At 56.1% G+C, this 19,698-nt stretch carries 15 protein-coding genes and 3 pseudogenes; 6 read left to right on the forward strand and 12 right to left on the reverse strand.

Going from position 1 to position 19,698, the window contains the following annotated elements; genetic code table 11:
• The first annotated feature begins 205 nt into the window (after positions 1 to 205).
• Together FDY98_RS23650 and tkt are read left to right on the forward strand one after the other, a co-directional pair.
• Positions 206 to 1,150 (forward strand): transaldolase, encoded by a 945-nt coding sequence (locus FDY98_RS23650; RefSeq protein WP_155706240.1) that lies wholly within the window; start codon positions 206 to 208, stop codon positions 1,148 to 1,150.
• Positions 1,151 to 1,189: 39 nt separating this feature from the next.
• Positions 1,190 to 3,184 (forward strand): annotated as a pseudogene (gene tkt / locus FDY98_RS23655) (transketolase).
• An 80-nt stretch (positions 3,185 to 3,264) separates the two neighbouring features.
• Here tkt and FDY98_RS23660 read toward each other — a convergent pair.
• The 3 genes from FDY98_RS23660 to ybaK all read right to left on the reverse strand — a co-directional run bounded on the left by FDY98_RS23660 (position 3,265) and on the right by ybaK (position 6,174).
• The gene (locus FDY98_RS23660) at positions 3,265 to 4,140 is read right to left on the reverse strand and encodes a PA4780 family RIO1-like protein kinase (protein ID WP_009288324.1); all 876 of its coding nucleotides are present in this window, start codon (positions 4,138 to 4,140) and stop codon (positions 3,265 to 3,267) included.
• Positions 4,141 to 4,173: 33 nt separating this feature from the next.
• Positions 4,174 to 5,607, reverse strand: coding sequence for an ATP-dependent RNA helicase DbpA (gene dbpA, locus FDY98_RS23665; protein WP_190374810.1), 1,434 nt, complete (start codon positions 5,605 to 5,607; stop codon positions 4,174 to 4,176).
• Between the two features lie 99 nt (positions 5,608 to 5,706).
• Positions 5,707 to 6,174: a Cys-tRNA(Pro) deacylase gene (gene ybaK, locus FDY98_RS23670; protein ID WP_022522462.1), complete on the reverse strand. Its 468-nt coding sequence runs from the start codon at positions 6,172 to 6,174 to the stop codon at positions 5,707 to 5,709.
• Positions 6,175 to 6,392: 218 nt separating this feature from the next.
• On the opposite strand from ybaK, the gene FDY98_RS23675 reads away from it, so the two are divergent.
• Positions 6,393 to 6,578, forward strand: a complete 186-nt coding sequence (locus FDY98_RS23675) for a DUF3008 family protein (RefSeq protein WP_022522460.1) — start codon at positions 6,393 to 6,395, stop codon at positions 6,576 to 6,578.
• A gap of 62 nt (positions 6,579 to 6,640) precedes the next feature.
• On the opposite strand, the gene FDY98_RS23680 is transcribed toward FDY98_RS23675, so the two are convergent.
• Both FDY98_RS23680 and FDY98_RS23685 read right to left on the reverse strand, forming a co-directional pair.
• Entirely contained in the window at positions 6,641 to 6,913 is a 273-nt protein-coding gene (locus FDY98_RS23680; RefSeq protein ID WP_022522459.1) for a hypothetical protein, read from the reverse strand.
• Between the two features lie 101 nt (positions 6,914 to 7,014).
• Complete coding sequence (locus tag FDY98_RS23685; protein WP_009288326.1) at positions 7,015 to 7,881, reverse strand: cation diffusion facilitator family transporter; 867 nt, start codon at positions 7,879 to 7,881, stop codon at positions 7,015 to 7,017.
• A gap of 115 nt (positions 7,882 to 7,996) precedes the next feature.
• Here FDY98_RS23685 and FDY98_RS28990 point away from each other — a divergent pair, with 115 nt between their 5' ends.
• The 3 genes and pseudogenes from FDY98_RS28990 (at position 7,997) to FDY98_RS23695 (ending at position 10,467) form a co-directional block, all read left to right on the forward strand.
• On the forward strand, positions 7,997 to 8,323 hold the full coding sequence (locus FDY98_RS28990) for a LysR family transcriptional regulator (RefSeq protein WP_340146975.1): 327 nt from the start codon (positions 7,997 to 7,999) through the stop codon (positions 8,321 to 8,323).
• Entirely contained in the window at positions 8,305 to 8,865 is a 561-nt protein-coding gene (locus FDY98_RS28995) for a substrate-binding domain-containing protein (protein WP_340147101.1), read from the forward strand. Before FDY98_RS28990 ends, FDY98_RS28995 begins: the two co-directional genes overlap by 19 nt.
• A 193-nt stretch (positions 8,866 to 9,058) precedes the next feature.
• Positions 9,059 to 10,467: pseudogene (locus tag FDY98_RS23695) on the forward strand (PhoH family protein).
• Positions 10,468 to 10,541: 74 nt separating this feature from the next.
• Here the strand turns inward: FDY98_RS23695 and FDY98_RS23700 are convergent.
• The 7 genes and pseudogenes from FDY98_RS23700 to FDY98_RS23730 form a co-directional block, all read right to left on the reverse strand.
• On the reverse strand, positions 10,542 to 11,525 hold the full coding sequence (locus FDY98_RS23700) for a YihY/virulence factor BrkB family protein (protein WP_035538190.1): 984 nt from the start codon (positions 11,523 to 11,525) through the stop codon (positions 10,542 to 10,544).
• 155 nt (positions 11,526 to 11,680) lie between these two features.
• Positions 11,681 to 13,333 carry a complex I subunit 5 family protein gene (locus FDY98_RS23705; protein ID WP_340146976.1) on the reverse strand — a complete coding sequence of 551 codons (1,653 nt, stop codon included), beginning with the start codon at positions 13,331 to 13,333 and terminating at the stop codon, positions 11,681 to 11,683.
• Positions 13,330 to 14,835 (reverse strand): complex I subunit 5 family protein, encoded by a 1,506-nt coding sequence (locus FDY98_RS23710; protein WP_027958546.1) that lies wholly within the window; start codon positions 14,833 to 14,835, stop codon positions 13,330 to 13,332. Before FDY98_RS23710 ends, FDY98_RS23705 begins: the two co-directional genes overlap by 4 nt.
• Complete coding sequence (locus tag FDY98_RS23715; RefSeq protein ID WP_027958547.1) at positions 14,832 to 16,322, reverse strand: complex I subunit 5 family protein; 1,491 nt, start codon at positions 16,320 to 16,322, stop codon at positions 14,832 to 14,834. Before FDY98_RS23715 ends, FDY98_RS23710 begins: the two co-directional genes overlap by 4 nt.
• Positions 16,319 to 17,017 carry a hypothetical protein gene (locus FDY98_RS23720; protein WP_009288330.1) on the reverse strand — a complete coding sequence of 233 codons (699 nt, stop codon included), beginning with the start codon at positions 17,015 to 17,017 and terminating at the stop codon, positions 16,319 to 16,321. The genes FDY98_RS23715 and FDY98_RS23720 overlap by 4 nt, the downstream gene beginning before the upstream one ends.
• Positions 17,018 to 17,057: 40 nt before the next feature.
• On the reverse strand, positions 17,058 to 17,723 hold the full coding sequence (locus FDY98_RS23725; RefSeq protein ID WP_027958548.1) for an alpha/beta hydrolase: 666 nt from the start codon (positions 17,721 to 17,723) through the stop codon (positions 17,058 to 17,060).
• Between the two features lie 90 nt (positions 17,724 to 17,813).
• Positions 17,814 to 19,582: pseudogene (locus tag FDY98_RS23730) on the reverse strand (SLC13 family permease).
• Positions 19,583 to 19,698: the final 116 nt, after the last annotated feature.

Consider the following 19,698-nt stretch of genomic DNA (forward strand, 5'->3'; position numbering starts at 1 on the left):
TGGAGGATTCAGGATAAAAATCAAGAAACAATCAATAATATATTGATAATAAAAGAATTACTTGGATATAAAGCATTATCTACCAAGCACTATACTTTTGTTCAATGACCTTAAAATCGATTTCAGTGGCACGCTGATTTGACTAAATCGGTATAAATAGACAATCATTTGAACACAGAATGTTCATTTTTAAGGAGAGTAGGCAATGTCGCTTTTGGATGGATTACGCGAACACTCATTGGTCGTGGCCGACACGGGCGACTTGGATGCCATAAAGCGCTATCAACCGCAGGACGCTACCACTAACCCCTCATTGATTCTCAAGGCCTTCGAACTGCCTCGTTATCAAGAGTTGATCGACAAGGTGCTTGCTGAATCATGTCGTGATGAGAGCGACCCGAGCCGAATAGTTGACCAACTTTCGGTTGCGATTGGCGGGCAAATTGCCAATGTAGTACCTGGACGAATATCGACAGAAGTGTCCGCACACCTCTCTTTTAATACCCAAGCCAGTATTCACAAAGCCTACGAACTGATTGAGCGCTACGAAAAAATGGGTATTAACCGCAGCCGTGTGCTGATCAAGCTCGCGTCTACCTGGGAAGGGATCCGTGCGGCTCAGCAATTAGAGCGTGAAGGCATTAACTGCAACTTAACGCTCTTGTTCAGCGATGCTCAGGCGCAGGCCTGCTTTGATGCAGGGGTGTATCTGATATCGCCCTTCGTTGGCCGCGTTAGCGATTGGTACCAAAAGACAACAGGTAAGCAGTTCACACCAGAAGAAGACCCTGGCGTGCTATTTGTAAAGGGATTTGCGAGAGAGCTGCCGCTGGTCATTATGACACTGTCGTCATGGGGCAAGTTTTCGTACCCCGATCAAGTATTAGCATTGGCGGGCTGCCATCGCCTGACCATCTCTCCTGCACTGCTAGAACAGCTTGATAGCATGGAAGGAGAGGTGGCCTCAAAAATCCAACAGAAAACCGTCACTCGTGAAGCATTCACACCGCTATCAGAAGCAGGCTTTCGTTGGCAACACAACCAAGATGCAATGGCCAACGAGATGCTGGCTGACGGAATCCGACGCTTCGCCAACGACCAGCAAACATTAGAGTCGTTGATTACTCAGCGCCTGACTGCCCGTGCCTAACGAGATGCTACGCAATACAACAACCAAGGTATCACTGCTATGAATAGCCGTTTTGAGCTAGCCAATGCCATTCGCGCCCTGTCCATGGATGCCGTTCAGAAGGCCAAATCCGGCCACCCAGGCGCCCCCATGGGTATGGCTGATATCGCCGAGGTGCTATGGAATGACTACCTCAAGCACAACCCCGAAGACCCCAAGTGGGCCGATCGCGACCGCTTTGTGCTCTCCAATGGCCACGGCTCCATGCTGCTTTACTCGCTGCTCCACCTCAGCGGCTACGAGCTAAGCCTGGAACAGCTGCAGAATTTCCGCCAGTTGCACTCGCCTACTGCCGGACACCCGGAATTCGGCTACGCGCCGGGCATTGAGACCACCACTGGCCCGCTGGGTCAGGGCTTTGCTAACGCCGTGGGTTTTGCCATCGCGGAAAAAACCCTGGCGGCGCAGTTTAACCGTCCCGGTCACACCATCGTCGATCACCACACCTGGTGTTTCCTGGGTGACGGCTGCTTAATGGAAGGTATCTCCCACGAAGCGGCCTCGCTGCGCCGGTACCCAGCAGTTGGGTAAATTGATCGCCCTTTATGACGACAACGGCATCTCTATCGATGGCGAAGTGGAAGGCTGGTTCACCGACGATACCGCCAAGCGTTTTGAAGCTTACGGCTGGCACGTGGTGCCCAATGTGGATGGCCACAAGCCTGAAGAGGTTAAAGCCGCTATTGAGCTGGCCAAGAGCCACGACGATAAGCCGAGCCTGATTATCTGCAAGACCATCATTGGCTTTGGTGCCCCCAACAAGCAGGGCAAGGAAGACGCCCACGGCGCCCCCTTAGGCGACGACGAAGTGGCCCTGGCACGCACTCAGCTCGACTGGCCCCATGCGCCCTTCCATATTCCCGAGCCGATCTACTCCGCCTGGGATGCCCGTAAAGCGGGCAAAGCGGCTCAGCAGGGTGGGACGCGCGGTTTGCCCGCTACGCGGAAGCCTTCCCCACAGAAGCGCGGGAGTTCACCCGCCGGATGAAACGTCAGTTGCCCGCGGAACTGCCCACCGAAGCCTTGATCGAGCAGGCCCAAGAGCGCGGCGAGACCATCGCGTCACGCAAAGCCTCGTTTGAAGCACTCAATGTGATCGGCCCACAAATGCCGGAACTGCTGGGGCAGTGCCGACCTGGCGCCGTCTAACCTGACCTTCTGGAAAGGCGCCAAAGCGATTACCCCGAAGATGCAGCGGCAACTACCTGCACTACGGTGTGCGTGAGTTCGGCATGGGGGCGGTCATGAACGGCATCGCCCTGCACGGCGGTCTGGTACCTTACGGTGCAACCTTCCTGATCTTCATGGAGTACATGCGTAACTCGATCGCATGGCGTCGCTGATGGGCCAGCAGGTGATTTACGTGTTTACCCACGACTCCATCGGCCTGGTGAAGATGGCCCGACTCACCAACCCATTGAGCAGCTCACCAGCCTGCGTACCACGCCGAATCTCAATACCTGGCGCCCTGTGATGCGGTCGAAACCGCCGCCGCCTGGGATGCGGCGATTAAGCGTCACTCCGGCCCCACGGCGCTGTACTGTCACGCCAGAACCTGCCCACCAGCAGCGCACGAAGGCTCAGTTGGCAGCGATTCAAAACGGGCTTATGTTCTTAAGACCCGCTGAAGATAGCGAAGGCACGCCGCCGGAGTTGATTCTGATTGCCACTGGTTCTGAAGTCGGCCTGGCCATGGACGCCGCCGCCGAGCTCGAGCAGCAGGGCAAAGCGGTACGCGTGGTCTCCATGCCCTCGGCCTATCGCTTTAACGGCCAGGACGCCGAGTACCGTGAGAGCGTGTTGCCTAAGGCGGTGACCAAGCGTATCGCCATCGAAGCCGCCCATGCCGACTACTGGTACAAGTATGTGGGTCTTGACGGCCGCGTGATCGGCATGACCACCTACGGCGAATCCGCCCCGGCGGGGGACCTGTTCAAGCACTTCGGCTTTACCGTCGAGAATGTGGTCAAGCAAGCGAATGAACTACTGGGTTAAATCTTAAAAAGCAGGCACAAGCTCAAATCTGGCTCCTCACTTTGCTATCAAACGAGAGGAGCCAGCTTTATTGAGGCTGTTTAGTAAGGCTGCGGAATCTCGCCGTCGTCATCATCGTCGCGCATACGCGCCTGGCGTTCCGCCTCTTCCTCTTTAGCATCGTCGATGACTTCCATCAACTCATCGACGTTAGCGATATGGGTGTCGGCATCGAAGTGGCCGGTGAGCTTGCTATCTGGGTGTAGTTCACCGGTTTCGTACAGCGCCCACATCTCTCTGCCATATTCGGTATTCAGAAGTTCAGGAGCGAACTGGCCAAAGTAATTGCGCATGTTATCCACATCGCGATACAGCATTGCTGCCGCGCTGTTATTACCAGCGGCGTCAACGGCCTGGGGAAGATCGATAATCACCGGACCGGAGGCATCAACCAGCACGTTAAATTCCGACAAATCGCCATGAATCAGGCCCGCGCACAGCATTTTAACCACGTCTTGAATGACCTTGGCGTAGTAGGTCTCGGCCTGCTCTGGCGTTAGCGTGACTTCGTCCAAGCGCGGCGCGACGTTGCCTTCGGCGTCGCTGATCATCTCCATCAACAGTACGCCGTCTACAAAACCATGAGGCTCGGGCACCCGAACACCCGCCGAGGCAAGACGGTAGAGCGCGTCGACTTCGGCATTCAGCCAAGCCTGCTCCTGCTCTTTCTGGCCGTAACGGGTTTTTTTGGCCATCGCCCGTGAACGGCGGCTATTGCGCTCTTTACGCCCCTCTTGATATTGAACGGCCTGTTTAAAGCTACGCTGTTTGGCCTCCTTAAATACCTTGGCACAGCGCACTTCTTCACCGCAGCGCACCACGTAGACCTGCGCTTCCTTGCCACTCATTAACTGCACCAACACCTCGTCGATCATTCCATCATCGACCAGGGGTTGTAATCGCTTAGGGATTTTCATGGTTAGCTGCGTCGGCTCCTCTTTGGTACGCGTTCAATAACGGATACGGCGAACACGGAAAGCCCGCCCTTTTAATTTATCACGCTCGAGTTTGGCCTGAGCTTGTTGAATCACATCGCGGTCAACGGCCACATAGGCACTGCGGGCGAGCACTTTAATTTTACCCACTTGATCGCCGCGCAAGCCGCCTTCACTGGTCAGTGCGCCAAGAATATCGCCGGGGCGCAGCTTGTCTTTTTTGCCACCGGCTAACTGCAATGTCGCCATTAGCGGCTCGAACGGCACCGAGTGCTGCGGTTTAGGCAAGGGCTCAGTTTTAATCGCCTGCTCCAGCAACCCTTCCAGTCGCTCCAGCCGGTAACTCTCTTTAGGGGTTACCAGCGTACAGGCAATGCCACTGGCCCCGGCACGCCCGGTGCGACCTACCCGGTGCACGTGAACATCAAGCTCGCGGGCAATTTGGTAGTTAAACACGGCGTCCAGCTGGGCAATATCAAGGCCGCGGGCGGCAACGTCCGTGGCCACCAGAATAGACGCACTCTGGTTAGAGAACAGAATCAGAATGCGATCACGATCCTTCTGCTCTAAATCGCCATTGAGCGCCACGGCGCTAAAACCAGCATCGGTCAGTTGCTCAGCCACTGCCTGGGTTTCGCGCTTAGTGTTGCAGAATACCACGCTGGTCGCGGGCCGATAGACCAGCAGCAGTTGGCGCAGGGCGTCAAATCGCGCCTCTTCATTGGCGACACTGTAGAAGTGTTGTTGAATCGTCGTGGCATCGTGCACCTCGGCGATTTTCACCATCACCGGTTCACGCATGACGCCACGGGTCATCTCGGTTAGACCGCCCGATGTCTGCTCGTCTGGGAAGGTCGCGCTGAACAGCAGCGTTTGACGGTCAGTTGGGGTCTCGGCAATGATGTCATCAATGGTTGCCTGGAAGCCCATATCCAGCATGCGATCCGCTTCATCTAACACCAGCATGGCGAGGGATTCCAGAGTGAGCGAGCCTTTGCGCAAGTGCTCGTCAATACGCCCTGGTGTGCCTACGACAATGTGTGCCCCGTGCTCCAAAGAGCCGAGCTGCGGGCCAAAGGGCGCACCGCCGCAGAGGGTCAGTATTTTTACATTGGCCATGCCGCGGGCTAAACGGCGCAGCTCTTCAGCCACCTGGTCAGCGAGCTCCCGGGTAGGACACAGCACTAGGCCTTGCACCGCAAAGCTCTCGACTCTCAATTTAGCCAGCAGTGCCAAACCAAACGCCGCCGTTTTGCCTGAACCGGTTTTCGCCTGCGCCAGCACATCGCGCCCGGCCAGCATCGGCGGCAGGCTCTCTGCCTGCACCGGCGACATTTCGTGGTAGCCAAGGGACGCAAGGTTGCTCAGCAGAGCTTTTGGCAACGCTAACGAGGAGAAAGAGGAGTCAGACACGATATTACCTTGCTTGGGCCACAGGTAGATGGCCATCGGAAAACAGCGCACGCAGCCTAAAAGACAAACGACACACGCAAATATTACCGCACCATACCAGAAAGTGCCCGGGGCTGCGCCGCCATCACAGTGACATCAGGTTGCCAGGGGCACAAAGGTAGCCTGACTCAGCGTGGCTAAATCCCCCGGGGCCAGCTCGATTTCAAGTCCACGACGCCCGGCGCTTACATAGATACTGGCAAAGCTTTCGGCAGAATGATCAATAAAAGTGGCCAAGCGCTTTTTCTGACCCAGCGGGCTAACACCGCCCAGCACATAGCCGGTTGTGCGCTCTACTTCCGACGGTTCCGCCATGGTCGCTTTCTTTGCGCCGGCGGCTTTAGCGATCTGCTTTAACCCTAGTTGGCCATTCACCGGCACAATGCCTACCGCCAGCTGTTTGCCATCCAGCTTTACCACTAAGGTTTTAAAAACCTGCTCCACCGCGACGCCCAGTTTTTCCGCCGCCTCCAATCCATAGGAGTGCGCGGTGGCGTCGTGATCGTACTCATGGATTTGAAAGGCAATGCCTGCGTGTTTTGCACTATTGATAGCCGGTGTCATGGCGTTCTCTTCATTAATAGCGTTGATACGATGACTTTACTGAATGGCACACTTCGCCCGATAGGTTAATAGCGCGACAGGCAAATGGAAGTCAACCGGTGGCTGGGCATGAATGTTAGCACGCTATAAATGGAAAGCTGAGCGCCAGTGACTATGCTTAAAAATGCAATGCTCAATAGTGCATAGGTAAACGGAAGCTAAATGAAAGGAGTTCAACAATGCCAGCAACCTCCAAAGCGCAACAGAAAGCGGCGGGCGCGGCACTATCCGCTAAGCGCGGAGAAACCAAGCCCAGTGAACTTTATGGTTCGTCTAAAGAGATGTATGACTCCATGAGCGAGGAGGAGCTAGAAGATTTCGCGAGTACACAGCGCAAAGGCAAACCGGAAAAGAAACAGGATTAACTATCCTTTTTGATATAAAACCGCCAGCTTAGCGAAGCTGGCGGTTTTGGCTTTACTAACGACTACTGCTTGCAAGGTACCACTTTACGCAGGGTGTCTTTTGCCCATAACGTTTGGCCATCCGGCGTACGGCCATGCTCATTCCAACGTTCGGCGGTTTCCAGGCAGAACGATCCGGCGCTTTCAACGCTCGCATCGCGGTTAGCCGGGCGCTCACCGCCAATCCGCATAACGTCAGGATTGTCGGTAGTATAACTTGGCGCAATGGTAGAGCTTGCACAGCCAGCGACCAGTGCGGTCAGTAGCAGTACGGGTAAACAGCGGCGCAGTGGCATGTTTTTACAACCCTCAACGTAGCACTATTAAGCCGACACCTATTGTCGGTAGCGCTAAATAGCACTGCCTGTAACAGAACGTCAATCTTTTTTCACCCTTCTCAGCCAGCGACTAAGGTAAGACTGGTAATAGGGCGCAGGTTTAGCCGTTTACAGCGCTTCTCTACACTCTCCACTATCTCTTGAGCGTCGTCGAACTGCTGCTTGTCGAGCTGGATATCGACCATTAAAAAGCTACCCACCTGGGCCAGGCGCACATCGTCGGCAGTGACATCAAAGTCAGCTATATCCTCCACCACATCGCGTCGCACGCTGCTGCATGAACCGCCAAACATCAGCTCACGCAGTGCTCCCTTCACCATGCGAACCGGCATGGGCAAGAAGTAGCCTGCAATGATCAGCACCATCACCGGGTCGGCAAAGCGCGCGTAGCTGGCCCATGGCGACTGGGTTAACAGCCAGGTAAGCCCAAACCCCAACATGACAGCGGCACTTAGCCAGGTATCCATCTGCCACTGACGTAGCTCGGCGGTCAACAGCGAAGAGCGCGCTACACCGGCGTAGCGCGCCAGCCACCACCAAGTTAATAAACAACCCGTGACGTTGACCACGCCAAACATCAGCGCCAAATCCAGCGTGACCAACCGCCCACCAGCGAGCAGGCTCCATAGCGCGGAGACCAATGACACGATACACACCATCGCGATCACTACGCCTTTGAGCAGCACTGCAAGCGGCTCTACCGTCAGCCGCCCAAAGGGGTAGTGTTCATCCGCAGGTTTACGCGCCTGCTGAAGTGCAAACAGAGACAACGATGCCAGCACAAGGCTCAGCAGCGAGTAGCCGCTGTCAAAAAGAATCGTTATAGAACCGCTGGTTAGCCCTAGCGTAAGCCCGGTAAACGCAAATAGGCTGGCTGAAATGGCTGAAAATCTTAGCGCACGGCGCTCGGCAACAAAGGGGGTCACGCGGATAACTCCATCACTTTAAGCGAATTATGCGCCATAATAGAGAAGAGTTATGACAATCACGAATCGCTCAGCGCCAAGTTAACTGGCGCTCAAGGCGTTAAACGAGGCGACTATGCGTGCAGAACAGGTACAGGCCTTTATTGATGTCACCGAGCATGGCTCCTTTGCCGCAGCAGCAAGACATACCGGCCTTAAACGGAGCACACTGAGTGCCGCCGTCAATGCGCTTGAGGATAGCCTGGGCGTGGCGCTATTTGAGCGTTCGGGCAATAGCCTAACGCTCACCGCCGTGGGCGATAGCGTGCTTCCTGACTGCTACCGCCTGCTGACCAGCGCAAGCCGAATCAAAAACACTGCCACCAGCATTTGCAGGGCGTTGAAAGCCAACTCGGCATCGCCCGTGATGACGCCCTGCCCGAGGTGTTTTGGCGTCAGGTAATGCATGATTTAAAACAGCAGTTTCCGCTAACCGCGATTTCGGTGTACCTGGTGCCACCCCAGGAACACACCCATTTTGTGCAGCGCCAAACGGTGGATATTGCCTTCGGTCTGTATACCGCTGAAGGCATTGATACCAACGCGGCCAACCTTGCTCCCGTCAGCATGCGTTTAGTGGCAGCGCCCCATCACCCTTTAAGTCGCCTCCCTAGCGTTAACCGCGACGACTTGGCCCAGTACACCCAAGTGTGTTTGACCTACGTACAGGATGACAAGCTGATCAGCGAGGCGCTGTTTTCAGGTAATTATCTGGGTTTAACCATGTTTGAGGTAATCCGCGACGCCGTCATCAATGCAACCGGCTGGGCCCTGCTGCCTTACCCGCTGGTTAAAGGCGCCCTAGAGGCTGGCACGCTCTGCACGCTAAATCACGATCTAGTGCTAGACAGCCACTATTACCGCTATGTGGAGAGCGATAACCGCGGCGTGGTGGCCACCGCCTTGTTAAACAAGGTGGCGCACTTCTTGGCCTCCCAGAACTGATACCCAGTGCTAACTGACATATCGTTGAAATCTTTTTTATGGAAAAAAACACCAAAGCCTTCCACGCTATTAAAAAGAGCTAAATAAGGAGACGCCAGGACACGCCACGTGAGGAACACTGGTAAGTGTCATCCAGACGTAATACGCACCTGCCAGTGTCGAAGTTGCCGTCAACCAAGGAGTGATTCCAACGATGGTACGAATCGATAAGAAAGCCACTCGGCTGTATGTGTTGGACACCAATGTCCTGATTCATGACCCCACCGCGCTCTACCACTTCGATGAGCACGATGTCGTTATCCCCATGACCGTCCTGGAGGAACTTGATAAGCACAAAAATGGTGTACGTGAAATTGCCCGCACGGCTCGCCAAATCAGCCGTACGCTCTCCGACCTTACCAGCCAAGTCACCTTTGATGAGATCCAACGCGGCATTCCGATTCCCCGACTCAGTGGCGACACAGGACGCCTGCACTTTTTATGCTACAACGATTTAAAGCTGTTTGATTCCCTCGACGATAGCCCCGACAACCGCATATTGGCGGAAACCTGTCGCCTACGCGAAGAACGTCCCGACGCCTCGGTCATTCTGATCACCAAAGACATTAACCTGCGCGTTAAAGCCGCTGCGCTGAAAGTACCGGTGGAAGATTATCTCAACGACCGCGCCTTCTCCGACAGCGACGCCATGATTGAGGGCGCCCAGGTCTACGCCTCTGCCGGCCAGCATGGCGCTTCACTGTGGGAAGCGTTGAATGTTGATGTCACAGTGGAACGACTCGATCACCACACTTTCTACCAACTCACCGGCACTATGCCCCGCCACTGGCACGTGGGCATGCTGGTCTCGGATAGCGAAAACGGGGCGGAGTTCGAAGCAATCGTTCGTGAACTGGGGCCCTCTTCGGCGCGCCTGCAATTGCTGACGAACTATCGCCACCACGCGGGCGTTTGGGGCGTTCACGCCCACGACAGTCGGCAAAACTTCACATTAAATCTACTCATGGATCCCGATATTGATCTGGTTACCATTGCGGGTAATGCCGGTACGGGTAAAACTTTTATGACCCTGGCCGCCGCCTTTCAGCAAACCCTGGATGCCAAGCTGTTTGAGCGTATTGTGTTTACCCGCGCGCCGATCCCCATGGGGGAAGACATTGGCTTTCTACCCGGCACCGAGGAGGAGAAGATGTCACCGTGGATGGGTGCCTTCCACGACAATATGGATAACCTGCTGCGCAACGAGGAGGGAGAAACCAGTTGGGATAACGGCGCCACGCGGCAGTTGATTGGTTCACGGGTACAAATCCGCTCGCCGAGCTTTATGCGCGGTCGTACCCTAAACGACACCTTTTTAATCATTGATGAGGCGCAAAACTTCACCCCAAACAGCTTAAATCGCTAGTAACACGGGCGGGGCGCAATACCAAAATTGTCTGTCTGGGTAACGTCGGGCAGATTGATACGCCCTATCTCACTGCCAACACCTGCGGTATGGCCGCAGTCGTTGAGCGCTTCCGTGATTGGCCCCACGCCGGGCATATTACGCTGAAAAGTGTTGAACGCTCGCGCTTGGCCCTGGCGGCGGAAGAACTGCTTTAAGCTTTCTTCTTTAAACCTGCTTTTTTTAAAACCAACTGCCTCCCACCGCTGGTGGGAGGTGCTTCTCCACACCCTCAGGTATCGTTACTCTCCTCAATGTCCTTCCACGGCCGGGGGGCACCAATGGTATCCGCGGCAAACGCCTCGCGTTCACCTAACGGGCGCGCCTCGCCAATGGTGGTGTCAGTGAAGGTTTGCCGCTCCATCTCACAGTTGACTTCCGCACCAAACAGCACCACAAAGGCAGAGAGCCAAAACCATAGCATTAGCGCCACCACTGCCCCCAGTGAGCCATAAAGCTCGCTAAAGGTAGAGAAATAGCGCACGTAGAGCGAAAGCCCACCGGAACCTAACAGCCACATCCCCGTTGCCAGCAGCGTCCCATAACTTAACCAACTCCACTGGGCCGAGCGCCGATAAGGGGCGTAGCGGTAGAGCAGCGCAATCAGCATGCTCATCACCACTAACAGTGCAGGCCAGCGTAGCCATTGCAGGATTTGATCCAACGGAGGATTAATCGCCAAGGAGTTGACCAGCACCGGTACGATGGCAATAAACGCTAGCGAGATCAGCGTCATAAAAATCAAACCAAAAGTCAGCGCGACCAATACCGTACTACGGTGTAACAGGCTGCGTTTTTCAGTTTCGCCGTACACCACGTTAAGGCCAATAACCAACACCGCCACCCCTTTGGAAGCGATAAACATCGCAATCAGCAGCCCGGCTAATGCGCCCAGAAAATTACCCGATTCCGCACTCTCCACGACCTTTTGAGCCTGCTGATCAATCAGTTTGGCAGCATCCGGCGGCATGAACCGGCTTATTTCATACAACTGCTGACCGGCTTCATAAGGGTCAAACAGTAACCCCCAGAGGGAAATGACCGCGGCGATAGTGGGAAACAGCGCCAGCAAGGCGTAAAAAGCCACACCGGCGGCCAGCATGGTCAGGCGGTTACGACGAGCGGCGCGCACTACCCGCCAAGTAATATCGTGCCAACCCCGCTGGGGAATATCACCGGGTACCTGCGCCCGGCGACCGCGCGGGAGCTTACCCATAGCAGGCTCCTGACAAGTACAGTCCACACAGTCGTCTCATCGCTGACCTTCCCACATCATTAGCGCCGCAAGCAGCACGGCAAGCAACATCATCAGCCCACTGACATGGTGACGCAACCAGGACTCCGTCGACAACAGGCGAGTTAAATGGCCCATTAATATCTCTTCAGTTTTTTGTGCGCTTGCCACACTCGCCGCTTTAAGCTTGGCGCAGTAGTGCCCAAGCCGCCGTATTGGCACCAATGCAGCGCCGACCATCCCGCATAGAGCCACCATAGATCTCCCGCGGGGAGGGATTTACCCTTAAGCGGACGCGTTAATAGCCAGCCCACCGCGGCGAACAGTACCCCCACCGGGAATGGCCACATAATCCCCAACCACTCTTTAAGCGGCGGCATCTCGATACTCCCCGCAGGGAGGGGAAGCCAAAATGGCGTTAACAGCGCTGCCGCTATGGCAACTAACCAGGCGCCCCACTGCTCTCGGTTACTGCCTCCTTTATGGCGCTGCTGCCACTGACGCCATAAAGCAACGCTTACCAGAGCCGCGGTGCCAACAGCCGCCCAACTGAGTAGTTTGATTAACGATTCATGATGCATTTCGTAGAGTGGACTCTTCACCCCCCACTTGCTGATCATGCCCGCCCCAATGGCACCCGCCAGCGAGATACCCGGCAGTGCCAGCAAACCCCAGACCAACGGCAGCGGCCACCGGGGTAGATGCTCACTGATACTGGTGCCCATAAACAGTGAGCCTTTGGCCAGCGCGTGGTGGGCAGCAAACAGCACCAAGCCTGGCCACAGCAACGGCCACACCTCTGGCGCGACTAATCCCATGGCCACCAAAGCAGTCATCATGCCCATCTGGCTGATACTGGAGTAGGCTAAAACAGCTTTAGGATGACGCTGAAAAACGCCATACAGCGCGGCGCCAAACGCTGCCGCCAGCCCTGCCATTAACATGATGTTGCCAAACTGGGCTAAGGAAGCTGAAATCTGCTCATCACCTAACGGCAGCACACTAATCCAGCCCAGCAGCCCTGCTTTAATCATCGCTCCGCTAAGCACCGCGCTGGCAGGGGCCGGTGCCACCGGGTGAGCTAACGGTAGCCATACGTGTAAGCCAATAGCCCCTGCTTTCACGCCAAAGCCCAAGCACAACAAGGCGGCCATCCATGCGCCTTGCTCTGCGACTAAAATGCCTTCACGCAGGCCTTGCAACGTTAATGTGTCAGCTTCACCGGCTGCCCATAGAAAGCCGCCTATAATAAGCCCTTCACCCACCACGGCTAACATCAAATAGGCCTTGGCCCCCAGCCGCGCCTCTGCGGTACCGCTATGCACTACCAGTGCGTAGGCGGCGAAGGTCATCAGCGCAAAGCCTAGATAAAAACTGGCGATATCCTGGGCAATAATCAGTAGTACGTTGCCCAGCAGTGTCAGCGGCCAAAGCAGCGCTAAGCGCAACAGGCGTCGCTGAGTATCCTGATCCCCCTCCTGGGCCTTCGCCTGTTCCGTCGCAAAATAGCCCCTCGCGTGGATGGCTGCCAACCCCCAGAGCAGCGCGGTAAACGCAAGCCAGGGGCGGCTTAGCGAGTTAAGCGCCCATTCGCCGCCCAGCATCCAGGCATCCACCGTCCACTGCGCTTCACCGCCATAGGCTAGCAGCAGCGCTGGCCAAGCGGCGCTTAGCCATAGTGCTGAAAAATAGCTATGATAAGCAGCCGGAGCGCGGTAGGCGCTCCATAGCGTCCAGCCGATGACGACCAGCGGCCAAAGTAGCGCCAGGGCAAGCAACATGGTCATCATGGCAGATACTCCCCGTTGGCTACCCGAGCCGCCCAATCCAAGGGGCTAAAGGGAAGCCCGGCAAATAGCCCGGCCCCCAAACTCACCAAGGCGGTAAACACCATCGGTAACAGCAGCCAACTATGGGTTTCAAAACGGCCTAGACGCTGCTCTTTGGGCCAACTGCCTTTGCCATGGGCAGGCCCTGAACGGAACCATAAGCGGTGCACAATGGGCAAAAAGTACATGGCATTGAGGGTACTGCTCGCCACTAGCACGGCGACGACCCAGTACATCTCGGCCTGAATCGCGCCAACGCCGAGGTACCACTTGGTAATAAACCCCGCAACGGGCGGAAGGCCAATCATGCCAAACGCGCCGATAGTAAACGCGATGCTGGTCAACGGCATACGCTTACCAGCACCGTCCATTTCATCAATACGATGGATCCCCAGCTCTTCGGCATAGTTGCCCGCACAGAAGAATAGCGTGACCTTCATTAAGCCCTGATGCAGCAAGTGCGCTAAAGCACCGACGGTGCCGAAAGGGCCAAACAGGCCTATACCGAGAATGACATAGGAGACCTGACTGACGGTGGAGAACGCTAGGCGGGGCTTGAGCTCCTCTTGGGCAATGGCCCTTAATGAACCATAAATAATCGTAAATGAGGCAGCTACCGCTAGCGCGGTAATAACGCCGAGCTCCACGCTCAGCTCAATGCCAAACAGGTCGTAAACTACCCGCAGAATCCCGAAAGCCCCCGCCTTCACCACCGCTACCGCGTGTAGCAGCGCACTCACCGGCGCGGGGGCAACCATTGCCCTGGGCAGCCACCCATGCAGCGGTACCATGGCCGTTTTTACCGCCAACCCACCCACTAGCAGGGCAAATATTAGCGTTAGCAGACCGCGATGATCGTTTAAATAGTCGCCCAACCCCTCTTCTGAGGAGAATGACTGATCCCCGGTCAGGCTATATAGCAACACGGTGCCAAGCAGCAGTACCACACCGGCGCTTAAGGTGTAGCGCAAATAGACGCGCCCGGCATCGAGTGCTTGCTGGGTACCGTTATGAACCACCAAAGGGTAGGTGGAGAGCGTCAACATTTCGTAGAAAATCAGGAAGGTAAACAGGTTATCAGCCAGCGCAATGCCGGTCGTGCTCGCAACGCAGAGGCTAAAAAAGCCAAAAAAGCGCTTCCGATTAGCTGAACCTTCCAAGTAGCCAATGGCGTAGATTGTGGTGCATAGCCAAAGCAGTGACGATAGTCCGGCGAACATCACCCCCAACGCATCGCTGCGCAGTACGAAATCAACGCCACCGATCACTTGAAAGCTAAAAATATCCTCATGCCCCGCGGCGACCCGCCTGACCATAAGAGTAACCAGAATAATCTTAACCACTGCCGCCGCTAGGTTAATCGTCGTGCGCAGCCGCCGGGCGTCTTCCGGCAGCGCAAAGATAATCACCACCACCAATAGCGAAGTGGCCAGAGCCGTTAGCGGTAACCAGGCGGCGTTCATGGGCTACCTCCATGCATCAATTCCAGCGGAAAATGCGCCAATAACCCTAGAGCGAACGCAATCAGAGCAAGCGTTAGTGCGATCAGATCCATGCCCGGCGCCAAGGGTTGATAACGATGCCGTGGGGCCGTCTCATCAAAGCAGTAGCGAAACATGCGAAATATATAGGCAGCAGTGAGTAGCGTACCGGTTAAAAGCGCGGCCACCGCCCACCACTGCTGGGATATCACCATCGCCTGTAGCAGCATCCACTTGGCGGTAAACCCCGAGCTGGGCGGCAGCCCCATCAAAGTAATGGAGGCAATACCAAACACTAATAGCGAAAGCGGCAAGCGGCGGCTGGTACCGGCCAGGCCTTTGAGCGTGCTCTCCCCGGTGGCCAATATCAGGTTACCTGCAGCCATGAACATGGCGGCTTTAGCAAAGGCATGGCCCATTAGCTGCAGCCAGAACCCTTCCCAAGCCAAAGCGCGGGGTAGCGGGGCAATATCCGGCCCCAGTAGTAGCGGAAAAGCCACCATCAGGTAACCCAGCTGACCTACGGTAGAAGAAGCGACCAGGGTTTTAAGTGAATCGGTACGCCACGCCAGTAACCCGCCCCATACAATCGCCAGCATGCCTAACCAAGCGATAACACGCGGGGCGTAGAAAGTATCGGGGAGCAGAATGCTCCACAGCTGCAGCAATATAAACAGCGACGCCTTGATCACCAGCGCCGCATGCAGCGCGCTCACCGGTGTCCAGGCATTCTCGTGGACAGGAGTCAGCCAGGCATGCAGTGGAAACAGCGCGGCTTTCAAGGCCAGCCCTGCGCCTATCAATGCGGCGGCAAACCACGCCACCGGCCCAGGCTCGACGACCTCAGCCAAGCCCTGCAAATCCAACCGCCCCCAATGGCCCAAAATCAGCGCGACCCCGAGTAAATAGGTTAACGAGCCCATCAGGGCCAAGAGCAAATAGCGCATTCCCGCCACCAGCGCGGCTACCTTGCCCGATAACATCAGCATGCCGACCGCCGCAAGGCCCATCAACTCCAGCCCGGCATAGAGGGTTAACAGGTCAGTGGCCAGCCAAATTAACGAAAGCGCACTCAGCACTACGCCCATCAGCGGCCACAGCCAGCGTGCCAACGGCCCGGTTTCGCTTAAGCGCAGATACCCTGGCGTATAGATCGCTGCCGCAACACCAATCACCTGAGTCATTAATAGCAACAGCACGCTCAGCCCGTTTAAGCGCAGCGACAGCTGAACGCCTGCTATGTCCCAATGCCAGCGCAGTAGTCCCGCTTGATCGTAAGCAGATAGCAGCATTAGCCCAGAGGCCAACACCGGCACACTCGCCAGCACCACGGGCCATGCCCGCTTAGGGGGGAATAGTGCTGCCAGCATGCCCAGCATCAGGGGTAAGCCAAGCGCAACTAACAGCGCCCAGTGAGTAGAGAGAAGGGGTTCAAAGGTGCTATCGAAAAGGCCAAAGCGCCAAATCATGTGGCGCCCTCTTCAGGTTTACCGTCACGCCCCAAAGCCTCGACCCCTTCGAGATGTACAAGCTGCCGAATCAACAGCGCACCCAGCATTGACCCTAGCCAGGCGACTAGCAGCCCTACACTAATTAACGCCTGAGCAGTCGCCGAGGTACCTGCCACGCCAGCCAGTAGCATAAACACCGCCGAGCCGAGCAGATTAAACGCCAGCAGCCGACGCAGCAGATGACGGTGTAGCGCAAACGCCCCTAAGGCGGTAGCGGCGATCACCACCCCGGCAACAAGCAGCGGATGCTCTGAAGGTGCATACGCCATATCGGCAACGACATAGCGGATCGCGGCGCCGACCATGACAAACCAAGCCAGCGCCAATACCACCCGCATTGCCACCCGCGACCAAGGCTCGCTGAATTTATCGCGCTCTAAAGGCGAGGAAGCGCCGGGTACAACATGGCCCAGGGCATAAAAAAAGCAGGGCCCGGTTAGCCCTACCCCTAGCACCAGCTCGACGGCTGCCAGCCAGGGAGCACCGAGCTGCCACCAGGCCGCAGTCATTGCAGCCGCAAAGGCCACAAAAAAGTAGCAGGCGCGCACCAGGTGGCGATCAAACAGGCTCACTAGCGCTGATGCCGTGAGGAACAGCGCCAGCAGCACTTCTATTGCGTCAAGAGAGTGTGTTGCATCAAAGGAGGCTGTCATTCGTTTTCGCTACATCCTTGCATCGGTCACGAATAGGCGCTTAGTTTAGGCGAGAACTCAGCCATTTGCCGATATCATTCACCTGCTGGGGGCAGAGCGCGTGGGCCATAGGGTATTGGCGGTAGTTGACCGCGTAGCCCATCTCTTTTAAGCGGTCGACACCGCTACGACCCAGGCTTTCAGGCACAATGGGGTCAAAGTGACCGTGCTGCACTTCTATAGGGATTTGACGATTGGCTTCCGCAAGATCGATATTGTCGGCTGTCGCGAAGTAAGTCGACATGGCTAATAAGCCCCCTAGCGGCGCGGGGAAAGTCAGCGCGGCGTGGTAGGCAACAGCGCCACCCTGCGAAAAGCCCGCCACAATAATGCGTTGGCTATCGATGCCCTGGTCGATCTGCTCTTGAATCAGCACTTGGATTCGCTCAGCAGATTTCTTGAGCTGAATCTCATCGACCCGACGCCCCAAATCCATGGCCAAAATATCGTACCAAGCGGGCATCACCATACCGCCATTAATCGTCACCGGCAGGCGTGGCGCATGGGGCATGATAAAGCGCACGTGAGAATCTTTAGGCAGCGCTAATGCGGGCACCAAGGGTTCAAAATCGTGCCCATCCGCGCCTAAGCCGTGAATAATAAACACACAGGCATCGGCGGGTTGACCATCTTTCGGCTCAATAATCAGTTCGCCAGGAGCAGTCATGACATCGTATTCCTTATTCAAAAAGGGCCACCCTAGCGCAAACCCGCGTTAACAGCGAGCCATGGCATGCTTAAAAAGGCCACGCCACGTTTAAAAGGGCCACACGAGGGGAATCAAAACGAGCGCTATGGCACCCGTCAGTATATTTAATCCACCGCCCAAACGTAGAAAATCGCTCACCCGGTAACCACCTGGGCCATACACCATCAGGTTGGTTTGATAGCCGATGGGGGTTAAAAAGCTCGCTGAGGCGGCAAACATTACCGCCACCACATAGGGCATCGGGTTCACGCCCAAGCTTTCGGCCGCGCTCATCACCACCGGAAAAATAATCACTGCCGCTGCATTGTTGGTCACCAGCTCGGTGAGCAGCGCCACCACACAGTAAGTGCCTACTAACAGTAGCAAAGGGTTTCCGGCCACTAAGGTGAGCACTCCGCCGGCCATTACCTCGGCAGCACCAGAGCTTTGCAGCGCGGCCCCCACCCCAAACGACGCGGCAATAGTGAGCAACACCTGGGTATCCAAGCCACGCTTGGCGGCGCCCACCGAACAGCAGCCCGTTAGTAGCGCCAATGCCGCCCCCAACATGGCAGCGTTGAGCATGCTCAGCACACCGAAGGCGGCGAGCAGTACGGCGCCTAACAGCACTCCCCACGCTAGCGGCGCCTTCTCATGGATCGGCCGCGCTGCGCCATTCAACTCACTAATCAGCAGAAAGTCCCGCGACTGACGATGACGCTCAATAAAAGGAGGACGCGCCTCCAGCAACAGCACATCGGCAGGCTGCAGCCGCACTTGGCCAAGATTACCCTTAACCCGTTCACCGCCACGGCAGATCGCCAGCACTGCTGCCCCATAAAGGGTTCTAAAGTGACCATCGCGAATACGCTGGCCAATAAACTGGCACTGATTTGAGACCACCGCCTCGACCAAGCGACGCTCTTTAAACTCTTTCTCCAAACTGGAAGTACCATCCCGGGAAGGGATTAAGCCACGAATTTGCTGCAACTCCACCGCCGCATCAGAGGTACCTGCAAACACCAGCCGATCGCCACCTTTTAGCTGCTCGCCAGGCCCAACAACGCTAACCACGTTGCCTGCGCGCTCAATCTCAACCAGAAACAACTCCTGCAGGTGGCGTAGTCCCGCCTCTTCGACAGTGCGATCCACCAGCACTCCTGCCGGGTCGACTTCCATTTCGATAGTGAACTCGCGTGGGTTGGCAAACGCATTGGCCAGCCCTTCCCTGGCAGGCAACAACCGCGGCCCGAGCAAAATAAGATAGCCAAGCCCTACGACGGCGACGGGAACACCGACCCAGGCCAAATCCAACAGGCCCATACCGAGTTCTGGGTAACGCTCCAGCAATAGCCCGTGCACCACCAAGTTCGTGCTGGTACCAAAGAGCGTGATGGTGCCACCGAGGATAGAGGCGAAACTGAGCGGCATCAGCAGCCGCTGGGGAGACAAGCGCAGCCGACGGCTCCAGCTCATGACCGCGGGAATATAGGTAGCGACAACCGGGGTATTATTGACAAAACCGCTAAGCGTGGCCACGGGGAGCAGCAGGCGAACCAACGCGCCTCGCTCGCTTTTTGGCCGTTTGAGCACATAGCGAATGATCAGGTCGATGCCGCCGGTTTCGCGAATGCTGGCCACCAGCACATACATAAACGCCACGGTAAACAGGCCGCTATTGGAGAAGCCCCCAGCGCCTGCTGTGGGTCAATCACCCCCAGCGTCATTAGCAAAATCACCGCGCCCAGCAAAATAATATCCGGCCCCAGGCGTGAAAAGGCCATCAACGGGAAGATGGTGAGCACCACCCCGACCGCTATCCAAGCATCCAGCGACATAACCACGACATCCTTAACAAATAAGCATGGCGGTATTGTGAAGCCAATCGCATATTCTAAAAAGTTATTTTAGAAACATTTAAAGATCAAAATGGAATATGGTGTGAGGTGTGCTA

The organism is Halomonas sp. PA16-9 (assembly GCF_009728585.1).
Lineage (GTDB): Bacteria > Pseudomonadota > Gammaproteobacteria > Pseudomonadales > Halomonadaceae > Vreelandella > Vreelandella titanicae.

Bases quoted from the DNA above. Each gene is read 5' to 3' on its own strand.
- FDY98_RS23650 (WP_155706240.1), top strand. From the start codon at position 206: ATGTCGCTTTTGGATGGATTACGCGAACACTCATTGGTCGTGGCCGAC.
- FDY98_RS23700 (WP_035538190.1), bottom strand. From the start codon at position 11,525: ATGGGTAAGCTCCCGCGCGGTCGCCGGGCGCAGGTACCCGGTGATATT.
- FDY98_RS23725 (WP_027958548.1), bottom strand. From the start codon at position 17,723: ATGACTGCTCCTGGCGAACTGATTATTGAGCCGAAAGATGGTCAACCC.
- FDY98_RS23710 (WP_027958546.1), bottom strand. From the start codon at position 14,835: ATGAACGCCGCCTGGTTACCGCTAACGGCTCTGGCCACTTCGCTATTG.
- FDY98_RS23660 (WP_009288324.1), bottom strand. From the start codon at position 4,140: ATGAAAATCCCTAAGCGATTACAACCCCTGGTCGATGATGGAATGATC.
- dbpA (WP_190374810.1), bottom strand. From the start codon at position 5,607: ATGGCCATCTACCTGTGGCCCAAGCAAGGTAATATCGTGTCTGACTCC.
- FDY98_RS23675 (WP_022522460.1), top strand. From the start codon at position 6,393: ATGCCAGCAACCTCCAAAGCGCAACAGAAAGCGGCGGGCGCGGCACTA.
- ybaK (WP_022522462.1), bottom strand. From the start codon at position 6,174: ATGACACCGGCTATCAATAGTGCAAAACACGCAGGCATTGCCTTTCAA.
- FDY98_RS28990 (WP_340146975.1), top strand. From the start codon at position 7,997: ATGCGTGCAGAACAGGTACAGGCCTTTATTGATGTCACCGAGCATGGC.
- FDY98_RS23715 (WP_027958547.1), bottom strand. From the start codon at position 16,322: ATGATTTGGCGCTTTGGCCTTTTCGATAGCACCTTTGAACCCCTTCTC.
- FDY98_RS23705 (WP_340146976.1), bottom strand. From the start codon at position 13,333: ATGATGACCATGTTGCTTGCCCTGGCGCTACTTTGGCCGCTGGTCGTC.
- FDY98_RS23680 (WP_022522459.1), bottom strand. From the start codon at position 6,913: ATGCCACTGCGCCGCTGTTTACCCGTACTGCTACTGACCGCACTGGTC.
- FDY98_RS23720 (WP_009288330.1), bottom strand. From the start codon at position 17,017: ATGACAGCCTCCTTTGATGCAACACACTCTCTTGACGCAATAGAAGTG.